Genomic DNA, 14,133 nt, shown 5'->3' on the forward strand with positions numbered 1-14,133 from the left:
GGGCATGCAGGAGAGCAAGAGATCGCGCAAGTGGATCGTCGCGGCCGTCGCTGTGGCCGGCGTGATCGCCGTTGCGGTGGGGTTGGCCATCGGCCGCAGCGCACCCGACGGCGCGGCAGCGGCCGCCCCCGCCGCGTCGGCGGCGACCTCGGCCGGCAAGCCGGCACTCACCGTGACCACCACACGCGCCGAGACGCTCGACTGGCCGCGTACGCTGGAAGCCCACGGCAGCGTGGCGGCCTGGCAGGAGGCGTCGATCAGCGCCGAGATCGGCGGTTTCCGCCTCACCGAGGTGCGGGTCAACGTGGGCGATCGTGTCCGGCGCGGCCAGGTGCTGGCGCTGATGTCGCCCGACACGGTGCAGGCCGACCTGGCACAGACCCGTGCCGCCCTCGCCGAGGCCGAGGCCACGCTGGCCGAGGCCCAGGCGAACGCCGAGCGCGCCCGCCAGCTGCAGACCACCGGCGCCATCAGCAGCCAGCAGATCAACCAGTACCTGACCGCGGAGCAGACGGCGCGTGCGCGCCTCGAGGCGCAGCGGGCCCGGCTGGAGGTCGAGGCACTGCGGCTGCGCCAGACCCGCGTGCTCGCACCCGACGATGGCGTGATCTCGGCACGTACCGCCGCCGTCGGTGCTGTGGCCCAGCCGGGCGCCGAGATGTTCCGACTGATCCGCGGCGGACGGCTCGAATGGCGCGCCGAAGTCACCGCGACCGAGTTGCCTCGCCTCCGCGCCGGAATCCCGGTGCGGCTGCTGCACGGCGACGGCAGCAGCACGCCCGGTCGCGTGCGCATGGTCGCGCCGACCATCGACCCGCAGACGCGCAACGGCCTGGTCTACGTCGACCTGCCGGCCAACGGCGACGATCGCGCACAGGTGCGCGCCGGCCTGTTCGCGCGCGGCGAGTTCGAACTGGGCCGCTCGCCGGCGCTGACCCTGCCGCAATCGGCGGTGGTGCTGCGCGACGGCTTCAGCTATGCGCTGCGCGTGGGACCGGATGCGCGGCTCGCGCAGGTCAAGCTGGCCACCGGGCGGCGCCTGGGCGAACGCATCGAGGTGCTCGACGGCCTGAAGGCCGGCGATTTGGTGGTGGCCTCGGGCGCCGGCTTCCTCGGCGACGGCGACCTCGTTCGCGTGGTGCCGGCCGGCCCGCGCGCCGACGCCGCGTCCGCCCCCTGAGACCGACCCGCGAGCTGCCGATGGACATCAACGTCTCCGCCTGGTCGATCCGCAATCCGATCCCGGCCATCCTGCTGTTCGCGCTGCTGACGGTGCTGGGACTGATGTCGTTCCGGGCGATGAAGATCCAGAACTTCCCCGACATCGACCTGCCGATGGTCACCGTCACGGCCGCCTTGCCCGGTGCATCGCCGTCGCAGCTGGAGACCGAGGTGGCGCGCAAGATCGAGAACTCGGTCGCCTCGGTGCAGGGGGTCAAGCACCTGTACACCAAGGTGCAGGACGGCGTGGCCACGATCACCGTGGAGTTCCGCCTAGAGAAGCCCATCCAGGAGGCCGTGGACGACGTGCGCGACGCCGTCTCGCGGGTGCGCTCCGACCTGCCCGTCGACCTGCGCGACCCGGTGATCGCCAAGGTCGACCTGGCGGGCATGCCGATCCTCACCTACACGGTCGCCTCGGACCGCATGGACGATGAGGCGCTGTCCTGGTTCGTCGACAACACGGTGGCCAAGACGCTGCTCAATGTGCAAGGTGTGGGCGCGGTGGCGCGGGTCGGCGGCGTCACGCGCGAGATCGCGGTCGAGCTCGACCCTGGCCGCCTGCTGGCGCTGAACGCCAGCGCGGCCGACATCTCGCGCCAGCTACGCCAGGTGCAGCAGGAGGCGGCAGGCGGCCGCACCGATGTCGGCGGGGCCGAACAGTCGGTGCGCACGCTGGGCACGGTGCAGTCGGCCGAGGAACTGGGGCGCGTGCAGATCGCGCTGAGCGACGGCCGCCGCATCCGCCTTGACGAAGTGGCGAGCGTGCGCGACACCGTGGCCGAGCAACGTTCGGCCGCCCTGCTCGACGGCCGGCCGGTGGTCGGCTTCGAGATCACGCGCAGCCGCGGTGCCGGCGAGGTGGACGTCGATGCCGGTGTGAAGCGAGCGCTCCAGCGGCTGCTGGCCGCCCACCCCGAGATCACCGTCAGCGAGGCCTTCAATTTCGTCGACCCGGTGGTCGACAACTACGAAGGCTCGATGAAGCTGCTGCTCGAGGGCGCGCTGCTGGCCGTCGTGGTGGTGTGGTTCTTCCTGCGCGACTGGCGCAGCACGCTGGTCTCGGCCACGGCGCTGCCGCTGTCCATCCTGCCGGCTTTCGTCGGCATGCACCTTCTGGGCTTCACGATCAACGGCGTGACGCTGCTGGCGCTGTCGCTGGTGGTCGGCATCCTGGTCGACGACGCGATCGTCGAGATCGAGAACATCATGCGCCACCTGCGCATGGGCAAGACGCCCTACCAGGCCGCCATGGAGGCAGCCGACGAGATCGGCCTCGCGGTCATCGCCACCACCTTCACGCTGGTCGCGGTGTTCCTGCCCACCGCGTTCATGAGCGGCGTGGCCGGCAAGTTCTTCGTGCAGTTCGGCTGGACCGCGGCCATCGCGGTGTTTGCCTCGCTGGTGGTGGCGCGCATGCTGACGCCGATGATGGCCGCCTACCTGCTACGCGCCGACGGCCAGGCCCACCATGACGGCCGTCTGATGCGGGGCTACCTGGCCGCGGCCGCCTGGTGCCTGCGGCACCGCGTGCTCACCTCGCTGGCGGCCGCGCTGTTCTTCTTCGGCTCGCTGGCACTGGCGCCGCTGCTGCCGACCGGCTTCATCCCCCCGGACGACCTGTCGCAGACGCAGGTCTACCTGGAGCTGCCGCCCGGCTCGACCTTCGAGGAGACGCGCGCCGCGGCCGAGCAGGCACGCGAGATCGTGCAGCGCCATCCGCATGTGAAGCGCGTCTACACCGCCATCGGCGGCGGCAGCGCCGGCGGCGATCCCTTCGCCGGCGCCGGTGTCGCGGAGGCGCGCAAGGCCACCCTCACCATCAATCTCACGCCACGCGGCGAGCGGGGCGGCTTAAAGAAGCAGGCCGTCGAGCGCGAGTTGCGCGACACGCTTGAGGCGCTGCCCGGCGTGCGGCTGAAGATCGGGCTGGGCGGCTCGAGCGAGAAATACGTGCTGGTGCTGGCCGGCGAGGACGGCCCGACGCTGGCCGCGCACGCGAGCCGTGTCGAGCGCGAACTGCGCACCCTGCCCGGCATCGGCAACGTGACCTCCACGTCCAGCCTGGTGCGGCCGGAGCTCATCGTGCGACCCGACTTCGCCCGCGCCGCCGACCTGGGCGTGACCTCGGCCGCGATCGCCGACACGCTGCGCATCGCGACCGCTGGCGACTACGACCAGGCGCTGGCCAAGCTCAACCTGTCGCAACGGCAGGTGCCGATGCTGGTGCGGCTGAAGGCCGACGCGCGCCAGGACCTCACGCTGCTGGCGAGGCTGCCGGTTCCCGGCGCGCACGGCCCGGTGATGCTGGGCAACGTGGCCACGCTCACGCTCGAGAGCGGCCCGGCGCAGATCGACCGCTACGACCGGCTGCGCAACATCAACTTCGAGATCGAGCTGAACCAGCAGCCGCTCGGCGCGGTGGAGAAGGCCGCGCTGGCCCTGCCCAGCCTGAAGACCTTACCGCCCGGCGTGAGCCAGACCACCGTGGGTGACGCCGAGGCGATGGCCGAGCTGTTCGAGAGCTTCGGCCTGGCGATGCTGACCGGCGTGATGTGCATCTACATCGTGCTGGTGCTGCTGTTCAAGGACTTCGTGCAGCCGGTCACCATCCTTGCGGCGCTGGTGCTGTCGGTGCCGGGCGCCTTCCTGGCGCTGTTCATCACGCACACCGCGCTGTCGATGCCGTCGATGATCGGCCTCATCATGCTGATGGGCATCGCGACCAAGAACTCCATCCTGCTGGTGGAGTACGCGATCGTCGCGCGGCGCGACCGCGGCCTGTCGCGCTGGGACGCGCTGATCGACGCCTGCAGCAAGCGCGCCCGCCCGATCGTCATGACGACGGTGGCGATGGGCGCCGGCATGATGCCGATCGCGATCGGCCTGGGTGTGGACCCGAGCTTCCGCGCGCCGATGGCGATCGTGGTGATCGGCGGCCTGATCACCTCGACCTTCCTGAGCCTACTGGTGATCCCGGTGGTGTTCACCTACGTCGACGACCTCGTGGCCTGGCTCAAGCGCCATACCTTCAAGGGCGCGCACCGGGTGAACGCCGGCCTCTAGCAAAATGCGCCGATGCCCCTCATTCCGTACGCGCTGACGCGCCCCTTCCTGTTCGGCCTGGACGCCGAGCACGCCCACGAACTGACGCTGGCCTCGATCGCGCGGCTGCAGAACACGCCGCTGCAGTGCCTGTGGCAGCAACCGCGCATCGACGATCCGGTCACGCTGGCGGGCGTGCGCTTTCCCAACCGCATCGGCCTGGCGGCTGGCCTCGACAAGAACGGCCGCTGCATCGACGGCTTCGGTGCCATGGGCTTCGGCTTCATCGAGGTGGGGACCGTCACGCCCAAGGGACAGCCCGGCAACCCGAAGCCGCGCATCTTCCGCCTGCCGCAGGCCGAGGCGCTGATCAACCGCCTGGGCTTCAACAACGACGGCCTCGACGCCTTTCTCGCCAATGTGCGGCGCGCCGGCTTCCGTCAGGGCGGTGGTGTGCTCGGCCTGAACATTGGCAAGAACGCCGCCACGCCGATCGAGGACGCGGTCGACGACTATCTGCTCGGCCTGGAGGGTGTGTACCCGCACGCCGACTACGTGACGGTCAACATCTCCAGCCCGAACACGCAGAACCTGCGCAGCCTGCAGAGCGACGCAGCTCTCGATGCGCTGCTCGGCCGCCTGCAGGAGCGTCGCCAGCAGCTCATCGCGCGGCACGGCCGCAGCGTGCCGATGTTCGTGAAGATCGCGCCCGACCTCGACGAGGCCCAGGTCGACGTGATCGCCGCCACCTTGAAGAAGAATGCCGTCGACGGCGTGATCGCCACCAACACCACGTTGTCGCGCGATGCCGTGCGGGGCCAGGCGCACGCCACCGAGGTGGGCGGCCTGAGCGGCCGGCCGGTGTTCGAGGCCAGCAACCGCGTGGTCGGCCAGCTGCGCGCCGCGCTCGGCGCCGGCTATCCGATCATCGGCGTGGGCGGCGTGATGAGTGGCGCCGATGCGCGCGCCAAGCGCGACGTCGGCGCCGACGTGGTGCAGATCTACACCGGCCTCATCTACCGCGGTCCGGCGCTGGTGAGCGAAGCGGCGCGCGCCCTGAAAGGCTGAGCCGCGACGCAGCGACTCAGTGCGGCTTGCGTCCGACGGCGCTCACGCCCTTCGGCGGCACCGACGCGAACAGCCGCGCTGCGCGGCCCTTGAGTTCGAGCAGCTCGCTCGGTGTGACCGAGTAGGTCCCGGCAACCACATTGACCTCGACCCGGAACTCCACGTCGCGGTCGCCGTTCGACAGCATGCCCGAGGTGAACTCGTAGTCCTCCTGCTCGGCCGGCAGCCCCTGGGTGCCGATGTCGTAGTCCTCGTAGTCGACGCGCGTGATCTCGCCGCTGGCCATGTCGAGCAGCCCGGAGGAACGGATCACCGTCTCGGACAGCTCGTCGAAAAGAACCACGGGCAACTTCAGATCCACGTCGAGCCTCCTGTACCTTGCATCGGCAAGACCGTGATTTTAGGCCGTGGCCCGCGGACTGTCCGACGTCGCGCTCACAGCGTGGCGACCACCGCCGCCGCCATGCGCTGCGCAGCGCCGCGGTGCGCCGCCGAGAACGCCAGCGCTGCCTGCGCCATGCGCGCACGCAGCGGCTCGTCGGCGGTGAGCGCGATCGCGCGCAGCACGCCGGTGTCGATGTCGGCCACCCGCTCGGCGGCACCTGCCGCGAGCGAGCGCTGCGCCGCATCGGCGAAGTTGAAGGTGTGCGGCCCCATCAGCACCGGGCACCCGCAGGCGGCCGCCTCGATCAGGTTCTGCCCGCCCAGCGGCTCGAAGCTGCCGCCGAGCAGCGCGACGCGCGCGGCCGCGTAGTAGGCCGGCATCTCGCGCAGCGTGTCCCCCAGCCAGACGTCGGCGGCCTGAGCCACCTCGCCGGGCTGGTCGTCGAACCACGCACTGCGGCGCGACAGCGACGCGCCGCTGCGCTCGACCAGTGCCGCCACCTCGTCGAATCGCTGCGGGTGGCGCGGCACCAGCAGCAGCCGCGGGCGCGGCGCGGGCCGGGCCTGCCAGGCGGCCAGCAGCGCGGCCTCCTCGCCCTCGCGGGTGCTGGCCGCCAGCACCAGCGGCCGGCCGCTCGCCTGCGCCCAGCGTTCGCCGAGCCGGCACAGCGCGGCATCGGGATCCACGTCGAACTTCAGGTTACCCATCACGTCGACGCGGCGTGCGCCGGCGTCGCGCAGGCGTGCCGCGTCGGCCTCGGTCTGCGCCAGCACGCGCACGAGCGCCGCGAAGGCCGGCCTCAGCAGTACCGCGAAGCGCGCACCGCGTCGCAGGCTCTTCTCGCTGAGGCGGGCATTGGCCAGCAGCACAGGCACGCCGGCGGCGGCGGCGCTGCGCATCAAGTTGGGCCACACCTCGGTTTCCATCAGCACGCCGACCGCCGGCCGCCAATGGGCCAGGAAGCGGCGCGTCGCGCCCGGCGTGTCGTAGGGCAGCCAGGTCTGGGCGTCACCGGCGCGCAGCAGGGCGGCGCCGGCCTCGCGCCCGGTCGCCGTGCCGTGGGTGAGCAGCAGGCGCAGCGACGGCTGTTCGTCGCGCAGCGCATCGACCAGCGCCTGGGCGGCCCGGGTCTCGCCGAGCGACACGGCATGGATCCACACCGCGCCGGGCACCGCGGTCCCGGCATAGCGGCCGAAGCGCTCGCCGATGGCCTGGCGGTACGGCGGTTCGGCGCGCCCGCGCCACCACAGCCGCAGCGCGTAGACCGGGCTCAGCGCGCGCAACAGGCTGCCGTAGACGAAGCGCGCGAAGCCGGCCTTCACGTCCATGGCGGCCGCGAGGCGACGGCGCCGCTCAGTGCGCCGCCGCGGCGACCTGCGCGTCCGGCTTCACGGCGCGCAATGCGGCCATGAACTGCGCCTGGATGCGCTCCAGCGCCGCCGCCGTGTGGCCCTCGAAACGCAGCACCAGCACCGGCGTGGTGTTGGAGGCGCGCACCAGGCCGAAGCCATCCTTGAACTCGGCGCGCAGGCCATCGATGGTGATCACCTCGCTGGCGCCGGGGAACTTGGCCACTTCGCGCAGCCGGGCCACCACCTCGTGGTGCTCGCCCTCGGCGCAGGGCACGTTCAGCTCAGGCGTGCTGTAGCTGGTGGGCAGGGCGTTGAGCAGCTTGCTCGGGTCCTTGTGGCGCGACACGATCTCCAGCAGCCGCGCCGCGGTGTAGGTGGCATCGTCGAAGCCATACCAGCGCTCGCCGAAGAAGATGTGGCCGCTCATCTCGCCGGCCAGCGGTGCGCCACTCTCCTTGAGCTTTGCCTTGATCAGCGAGTGGCCGGTCTTCCACATCACCGGCTCGCCGCCGGCCTTGCGGATCGCCGCGACGAGGCGCTGCGAGCACTTGACGTCGAAGATGATCGGCGCGCCGGGGTGGCGCTGCAGGATGTCCTGCGCGTACAGCATCAATTGCCGGTCGGGGAAGATGTTCTGGCCATCGGCGGTCACGACGCCCAGGCGGTCGCCGTCGCCGTCGAAAGCCAGGCCGAGTTCGGCACCGGTCTCCTTCACGGTGCGGATCAGGTCCACCAGGTTCTCCGGCTTGGAGGGATCGGGATGGTGGTTCGGGAAGTCGCCGTCGACCTCGGAGTAGAGCTCGATCACCTCGCAGCCCAGCGCGCGCAGGATGCCGGGCGCCGACGCGCCGGGGATGCCGTTGCCGGAATCGACCACGATCTTCATCGGCCGGGCCAGCTTGCAGTCGTTGGTGATGCGGTGCCGGTACTCGGCGCCGATGTCCATCGCGGCCGAGCGGCCCTGGCCCTTCACGTAGTCCTCGGCCTCGATGCGCCGGCGCAGACCCTGGATGTCCTCGCCGTAGATCGCGCGGCCGCCCAGCACCATCTTGAAGCCGTTGTAGTCCTTCGGGTTGTGGCTGCCGGTGACCTGGATGCCGCTGCGGCAGCCGTGCTTTGCGCGCGTGGCGGCCACGTAATACAGCATCGGCGTGGTGACCGGCCCCAGGTCCACCACGTCGAGACCGGTCGAGGCCAGGCCACGGATCAGCGCGGCCGACAGCCCCGGCCCGGAAAGGCGCCCGTCCCTGCCGACCGCGACCGCCTTCTCGCCCAGCTTGCGCGCCTCGCTGCCGAACGCACGGCCGAGGTGCTCGGCGAACTGCTCGTCGATCGTCTTGCCGACGATGCCACGGATGTCATAGGCCTTGAAGATCGAAGCTGCAACTTGCATGCGGGGGTCCGTCCTGAATGAGAAGACTGAGGAGACCGGCGGATTGTAGGGACGCCCCCTGCTTCGGCCCGCCGGTCACCGGGTTTCCTCGCGCCGAGTGCATCACGCCTGCCCAGCCTAAGATCGCGGGTCCGTCGCCGGCTGGCTGCTCAACGGGATCTCCGGCGACCTTTCCGTCCAAGCGCCCCATGCCACCTCGTTCGTTCGCCGCCCAGGCCCGGGCCGACACGCCGCTCGGCCCGATCACACTCGCAGCCACCGAGCGCGGCCTCGCGGGCCTCTGGTTCGACGGTCAGAAGCACCATCCCGGCACGATCGATGCGCCGGTCGACGCCGGCCAACGCTGGATCGTCCAGGCCCTCGATGAACTCGCCGACTACTGGCGCGACGGTTCGGCACCCTTCACGATCGCGCTGGATCCGCAGGGCACGCCGTTCCAGCAATCGGTGTGGGAGGCGCTTCGTGGCATCGCCGCGGGCCGCACGCTCAGCTACGGTGGCCTCGCGCAGCAGCTCGGCCGTGCGTCGGCGGTGCGGGCGGTGGGTGCGGCGATCGGCCGCAACCCGGTCGCGGTGATCGTGCCCTGCCACCGCGTGCTGGGCACGAGCGGCTCCCTCACCGGCTATGCCGGTGGCCTGGAGCGCAAGGCGGCGTTGCTGCGGCTTGAGGGCACCCTGCTGTGAAGCCGGCCGACGTCCTCGAGCTGTGCCTGCTGGCGGCGCTCTGGGGTGCCTCCTTCCTGTTCATGCGCCTGGGGGCCGGCGAATTCGGCCCGGTGGCGCTGGCCGGGCTGCGCGTGCTGGGGGCCACGCTGTTCCTGCTGCCGCTGCTGGCCGCCCGCCGGCAGCTGGGTGTGCTGCGTACACACTGGCGCGACATCTTCCTGGTGGGACTCGCCAACTCGGCTCTGCCCTTCCTGGCCTACAGCTATGCGGCGCTCGCCATCACGGCCGGCCTGTCGTCGATCTTCAACGCTACCACTCCGCTGTGGGGTGCGCTGATCGCCTGGCTGTGGCTCAAGGACCGGCTGACGCCATCGCGCGTGCTGGGCCTGCTGATCGGCTTCAGCGGCGTGCTGTGGCTGGCCTGGGACAAGGCCAGCTTCAAGCCGGGCGCCGATGGCACAAGCACCGGCTGGGCGATCGTGGCCTGCCTGGGCGCGACCCTGCTCTACGGCTGGTCGGCCAGCTTCACCAAGAAGCGGCTCACCGGCGTGGCGCCGCTCGCCGTGGCCACCGGCAGCCAGGTGTCGGCGGCGCTCGTGCTCACGCTGCCGATGCTGTGGTTCTGGCCCACGCAGGCGCCCTCGGCCACGGCCTGGCTGGCGGTCGGCCTGCTGGCACTGGCCTGCACCGGCGTGGCCTACGTGCTGTTCTTCCGCCTGATCGCCCGCATCGGCCCGTCCAACACGATCGCGGTGACCTTCCTGATTCCGGCGTTCGCTGTGCTGTGGGGCTGGATATTCCTGGCCGAGGGCATCACCACGGCGATGGTGATCGGCTGCGCGGTCATCCTGGTCGGCACGGCGCTCACGACCGGGCTGGTCACGTTGCCGCTTGGCCGACGCAAGACCGCCACGGAAGCGTGAGGGTCCGGGCCGGCGGGCCCGGCTCAGTCGACCTCGATCAGCAGCGCCGGATCGAACGCCGGGTTCTCTACCTGACCGCGTGGCGCATAGCCACGCGGATTGGCGACCACGCGGGTCCGGCCGATCCGGTAGTCGAAGCTGTCGTGCACATGACCGTGCAGCCAGAGCTGCGGCTGCCAGCGCAGGATGCGCGCCTCCAGGTCGGAGACGAAGCAGGCGTTCAGCGGCGAGCCGGCGAACTTGTCCGCGATGCTGCCTCGCGAGGGCGCATGGTGGGTCACCACCACCGTCGGGCCGTCGTGCGGTTCGGCGAAGCGCGCCTCCAGCCAGTCGACGGCCGTGTCGAACAGCAGTTGCGACAGCGCGGGCGTGAAAAGCTGGTCGAACTCCGGTGCCATGCGAATGCGCGAGAAGTCTCGCACCAATTCGGTCGCCTGTCGCACTCCGGCGTCACGCTCGGCCAAGGTAGCGAACAGGCGGTAGTCGGACCACAGCGTGCAGCCGAGGAAGCGCACGCCGCCGTGGTGCCACTCGTCGCGCTCCAGCACCCGCACCGCGCTGCCCTGCGCCTGCTCACGCAACTGCCGCAGCGTGGTGACGAGATCGCCGCCGTAGAACTCGTGGTTGCCCGCAACGAACAGCGTGGGCTGCGGAAACTGTCGAGCCCACGCGATGGCGCCGGCGGGCCGCGACACGTCGCCCGCCACCACCACCACGTCGGCCGGCGTCGACGGCACGTCCAGCGGCTGCACCGACAGGTGCAGGTCCGAGTACAGCGCAAGCCTCATGCCGCGGCAGGCTCGTCCGACAGGCGAACCATCAGCTTGCCCTGGTTGCGGCCATCAAGCAGCATGTTGATGGCATCGGGCACGCGTTCGAGGCCTTCGACAACATGCGCGCGATGCTGCAGGCGGCCCTCTCCGGCCCACTGCAGCAGGTGCGCGTAGGCCTCCTTCGGGTCGTGCTCGGGATCAAGGATCACGAAACCCTGCATGCGCAGCCGCTTCAGCACCACCTGCACGATGTTGCGCGGACCCGGCACATCGTAGTCGTTGTAGGTCGAGATCATGCCGCAGCAGACGATGCGGCCGAAGTCGTTCATCAGCCCCAGAGCAAGCTCGAGGGTGTGCCCGCCGACGTTGTCGAAGTACACGTCGATGCCCTTCGAACAGGCTGCGGCCAGCGACGCGTCGAAGTCGGCGGCGCGGTAATCCACCGCGGCATCGAAGCCCAGCACCTCGGTCAGGTAGCGGCACTTCTCGGCGCCGCCCGCCACGCCGACGACGCGGCAGCCGAGGATGCGGCCGATCTGGCCGACCAGCGCGCCCACGGCACCGGCGGCGCCAGACACCAGCAAGGTCTCTCCGGCCTTCGCCGCGCCCACTTTGACGAGGCCGCAGTAGGCCGTCATGCCGATGTGACCGAGCAGACTGAAATGAGCCGTGACCGGCAGCGGCGCGATGTCCGACAAGACGAGCAGGTCAGAGCCATCGCTGATCACGCGTTGCTGGCAGCCGAACAGGCCCTGCACCAGCGTGCCCTGTGCGAAGCCAGGGTGCCGCGTGGCCTCGACCACGCCGATGCCGATGCCGCGGAACACCTCGCCGGGCTGGATCATCGGCAGGTAGTTGTCGGTCGGGTGCAGCCAGACGCGCATCGTCGGGTCGATCGACAGGTAGATCGTGCGCACCTGCACCTGGCCGTCCGCGAGCGGCGCGAGCGGCGCGTCGACGAGGCGGAAATCTTCGTCGCGGATGCGGCCTTCGGGATGGCGGGCGAGCAGCAGTTGGCGGTTGCCAGCGGTGGTCACGGTTAAGTCTCCTGGTTGTGGGTCGCCCCAATGGCGCGGTTGTGGCGAGGAGATCACAAGTTCCGGCGAAACGGAAGCGGTGGAAAGCCTCGGGCGGGCCTCGCCGACCAACTCCCGCTGCGACGACCACTGCATCGGAATCGCAAGAACTTCACACGCGTGGCCCGCGACGCCCTCGCTTCAGGGGGGCCCGCTTGCGCCCATGAACAGCCGGTCCCGTCTACGCTTACGGCGCAGGAGCAACCACTGAGCGCGGCGCCCCGCTGCCGCCCTGGAGTACAGGAATGACGACGGTACAAAAGATCATCTGGGCTGAAACCTTCGCGCAGCAATGTCAGGCCCTCTCCGAAGGGCGCGGCAACTTCCACGGCTACCTCGATCTGGCCTATGAACTGCAGGCGCGTGAAGGCGCCAGCGACCCGGCGCTGGTGGCCCGGCGAGAGTTCGACCGGTTGCGCAGCATCGACTCCTGCCAGCGAGCGACGGCCACGTCGTGACCCGTTGACCCCGGCGCGCCGCCGCTGATCCGCGGCGCTCGTCGTCCCGGTATGTGCGAGCAGGGCGAGGTTCGATATGCGATCCGCCCGGTTGGCCGCACCAGCGGGCGCCGCGACGCTCCCGGCAACTCGTCGTGACAAGTTGCCGATGAACGCTTCTCGCGCCGCCAGATCCCCCGCTACCCTGGTCCGCCTGCCCGGCACACCGCTGCTTGCGCAGATCGAGCTGCAGGGCAAGGGCAGCTTCGCCGCCAAGCCCAAAGCTTGGTCGAATCGGTGTCTGCCACGGACTGTGAGGCGCTCAACCAGCTGCAGGCACTGCGATTTCGGCGCGCCGACGCCAGCGTCGCCGAGCGCTCAACCGCCGGGCGGGTCGTACTCGGGGCCGGAGGCCGGCAGCTCGCGCTTCAGGTAGCGCACCACCGACTCGGCGCGCGGACCGACTTGCTGGACGGCTCGACGCAACTGCGCGTGGTCGACGTCCAGCAAGCGACACCAATAGGCGACGTCGACGTCGCGCAAGAGGTCGATGCGCGCGGACGATGCGATCGAAGACGGGTTCGTTTCGACGACCATGCCTGCCTCCTTCGGAGCGAAGACGAATCCATTATGAGACGGCACGGCTGCCGGGTGGAGGGCTTCCCCCTCTTCTCGCCGTGGCACGGTCAGACGGGCCGGCATATGCAAAGCCGCAAAGCGTCCTTGTCCACCGGGACCTCGCGGCTTAGGGTCGAGGGTTGTTCCGCGACTGCACTTCTCTCTCTCGCACACCAAACCAGAACCCCATGAAAGTCATCAGCATTCTCGGCAGTCCCTCGTTGCGTTCGCGCTCCGGCGCCCTGCTCCAGTTGGCGCAGGCCAGGCTGCAGCCTCACGCGACCACCACAGAGACGATCACGGTCCGCGACCTGCCCGGCCAGGCACTGCTGCACGCCGAATTCGCCGACACCGACATCCAGGCCGCGATCCGCAAGGTGCTGGAGGCGCAGGTCGTCCTCGTCGCCACCCCGATCTACAAGGCCGCCTACAGCGGCCTGCTGAAGAGCTTCCTCGACCTGTTGCCACAGGACGGACTGCGCGACAAGACCGTGCTGCCACTCGCCACGGGCGGAAGCGCAGCTCACCTGCTGGCTCTCGACTACGCGCTCAAGCCGGTGCTGTCGGCGCTGGGTGCTCGCGACATCCTCGACGCGGTCTACGCCAGCGATGCGCAGATCCCGAGCGTGGACGGCCGCTACGAGGTCGACGCAGAGATCGGCGTGCGCGTGGAACAGTCACTGCGCAGCGTCATCGAGCGCGATGCTGTGTTGGCACGTGCACGCGGCACGCCCCAGCCGCCCTGGTTGAGCCACCGCGTGCGCTGGGCGGTGTGATAGAGCGCCCACAAAGCACAACGGGTTGCAACATCGCTGCTGCAACCCGTTGATTTTTTGGCGGAGTGGACGGGGCTCGAACCCGCGACCCCCGGCGTGACAGGCCGGTATTCTAACCAACTGAACTACCACTCCATGTGGTTGGCAGGTTTCACATCGCTGTGCAAGTCCTGCGCTGACTTGGCGTCCCCTAGGGGATTCGAACCCCTGTAATCACCGTGAAAGGGTGGTGTCCTAGGCCTCTAGACGAAGGGGACTGAAACCTTCTGGCAAATCACTTCTCTTTTGAACAGCGCCACCGCAGCTTCAAGCCTTTGGTGGAGGTAAGCGGGATCGAACCGCTGACCTCTTGCATGCCATGCAAGCGCTCTCCCAGCTGAGCTATACCCCCGGCGCTGTTC

General features: G+C 69.9%; 13 protein-coding genes and 3 tRNA genes. 7 read left to right on the forward strand and 9 right to left on the reverse strand.

The genetic code is table 11. From position 1 onward, the window contains the following. Nucleotides 1–4 precede the first annotated feature (4 nt). The 3 genes from MPE_RS10765 to MPE_RS10775 are packed head-to-tail and all read left to right on the forward strand — an operon-like array spanning nucleotide 5 to nucleotide 5,334. Nucleotides 5–1,180: an efflux RND transporter periplasmic adaptor subunit gene (locus MPE_RS10765; RefSeq protein WP_011829729.1), complete on the forward strand. Its 1,176-nt coding sequence runs from the start codon at nucleotides 5–7 to the stop codon at nucleotides 1,178–1,180. 20 nt (nucleotides 1,181–1,200) lie between these two features. Further along, entirely contained in the window at nucleotides 1,201–4,287 is a 3,087-nt protein-coding gene (locus MPE_RS10770; RefSeq protein ID WP_011829730.1) for an efflux RND transporter permease subunit, read from the forward strand. A gap of 12 nt (nucleotides 4,288–4,299) precedes the next feature. Further along, nucleotides 4,300–5,334, forward strand: a complete 1,035-nt coding sequence (locus MPE_RS10775; RefSeq protein ID WP_011829731.1) for a quinone-dependent dihydroorotate dehydrogenase — start codon at nucleotides 4,300–4,302, stop codon at nucleotides 5,332–5,334. 16 nt (nucleotides 5,335–5,350) lie between these two features. Here MPE_RS10775 and MPE_RS10780 read toward each other — a convergent pair whose 3' ends face one another. From MPE_RS10780 to MPE_RS10790, 3 genes are all read right to left on the reverse strand, one after another. Further along, nucleotides 5,351–5,695 (reverse strand): hypothetical protein, encoded by a 345-nt coding sequence (locus tag MPE_RS10780; protein ID WP_011829732.1) that lies wholly within the window; start codon nucleotides 5,693–5,695, stop codon nucleotides 5,351–5,353. Nucleotides 5,696–5,769: 74 nt separating this feature from the next. Next, on the reverse strand, nucleotides 5,770–7,047 hold the full coding sequence (locus MPE_RS10785) for a 3-deoxy-D-manno-octulosonic acid transferase (protein ID WP_011829733.1): 1,278 nt from the start codon (nucleotides 7,045–7,047) through the stop codon (nucleotides 5,770–5,772). A gap of 25 nt (nucleotides 7,048–7,072) precedes the next feature. Next, complete coding sequence (locus MPE_RS10790) at nucleotides 7,073–8,464, reverse strand: phosphomannomutase/phosphoglucomutase (protein WP_011829734.1); 1,392 nt, start codon at nucleotides 8,462–8,464, stop codon at nucleotides 7,073–7,075. 188 nt (nucleotides 8,465–8,652) lie between these two features. Here MPE_RS10790 and MPE_RS10795 point away from each other — a divergent pair, with 188 nt between their 5' ends. Further along, a complete protein-coding gene (locus MPE_RS10795; protein WP_011829735.1) occupies nucleotides 8,653–9,147 on the forward strand; it encodes a methylated-DNA--[protein]-cysteine S-methyltransferase in 495 nt (164 codons plus the stop codon). Then, on the forward strand, nucleotides 9,144–10,052 hold the full coding sequence (locus tag MPE_RS10800) for a DMT family transporter (protein ID WP_011829736.1): 909 nt from the start codon (nucleotides 9,144–9,146) through the stop codon (nucleotides 10,050–10,052). Before MPE_RS10795 ends, MPE_RS10800 begins: the two co-directional genes overlap by 4 nt. Nucleotides 10,053–10,075: 23 nt before the next feature. Here the strand turns inward: MPE_RS10800 and MPE_RS10805 are convergent, their stop codons facing one another. Then, nucleotides 10,076–10,840 carry a metallophosphoesterase gene (locus tag MPE_RS10805; RefSeq protein WP_011829737.1) on the reverse strand — a complete coding sequence of 255 codons (765 nt, stop codon included), beginning with the start codon at nucleotides 10,838–10,840 and terminating at the stop codon, nucleotides 10,076–10,078. Continuing rightward, on the reverse strand, nucleotides 10,837–11,997 hold the full coding sequence (locus MPE_RS10810) for an NADP-dependent oxidoreductase (protein WP_148210933.1): 1,161 nt from the start codon (nucleotides 11,995–11,997) through the stop codon (nucleotides 10,837–10,839). The genes MPE_RS10805 and MPE_RS10810 overlap by 4 nt, the downstream gene beginning before the upstream one ends. Nucleotides 11,998–12,146: 149 nt before the next feature. On the opposite strand from MPE_RS10810, the gene MPE_RS10815 reads away from it, so the two are divergent. After that, complete coding sequence (locus MPE_RS10815) at nucleotides 12,147–12,359, forward strand: hypothetical protein (protein ID WP_011829739.1); 213 nt, start codon at nucleotides 12,147–12,149, stop codon at nucleotides 12,357–12,359. Between the two features lie 357 nt (nucleotides 12,360–12,716). On the opposite strand, the gene MPE_RS10820 is transcribed toward MPE_RS10815, so the two are convergent. Then, entirely contained in the window at nucleotides 12,717–12,935 is a 219-nt protein-coding gene (locus MPE_RS10820) for a DUF3606 domain-containing protein (protein ID WP_036229090.1), read from the reverse strand. Between the two features lie 209 nt (nucleotides 12,936–13,144). Here MPE_RS10820 and ssuE point away from each other — a divergent pair, with 209 nt between their 5' ends. Continuing rightward, on the forward strand, nucleotides 13,145–13,732 hold the full coding sequence (gene ssuE / locus MPE_RS10825; protein WP_011829741.1) for an NADPH-dependent FMN reductase: 588 nt from the start codon (nucleotides 13,145–13,147) through the stop codon (nucleotides 13,730–13,732). Between the two features lie 58 nt (nucleotides 13,733–13,790). Here ssuE and MPE_RS10830 read toward each other — a convergent pair. The 3 genes from MPE_RS10830 to MPE_RS10840 form a co-directional block, all read right to left on the reverse strand. Then, nucleotides 13,791–13,867: transfer RNA gene (locus tag MPE_RS10830), tRNA-Asp, on the reverse strand. Nucleotides 13,868–13,913: 46 nt separating this feature from the next. Next, a tRNA-Glu gene (locus MPE_RS10835) sits at nucleotides 13,914–13,989 on the reverse strand. A gap of 58 nt (nucleotides 13,990–14,047) precedes the next feature. Beyond that, nucleotides 14,048–14,123 (reverse strand) — tRNA-Ala (locus MPE_RS10840). Nucleotides 14,124–14,133: the final 10 nt, after the last annotated feature.

The sequence above is a fragment of the Methylibium petroleiphilum PM1 genome (genome assembly GCF_000015725.1).
Taxonomy (GTDB): Bacteria; Pseudomonadota; Gammaproteobacteria; order Burkholderiales; family Burkholderiaceae_C; genus Methylibium; species Methylibium petroleiphilum.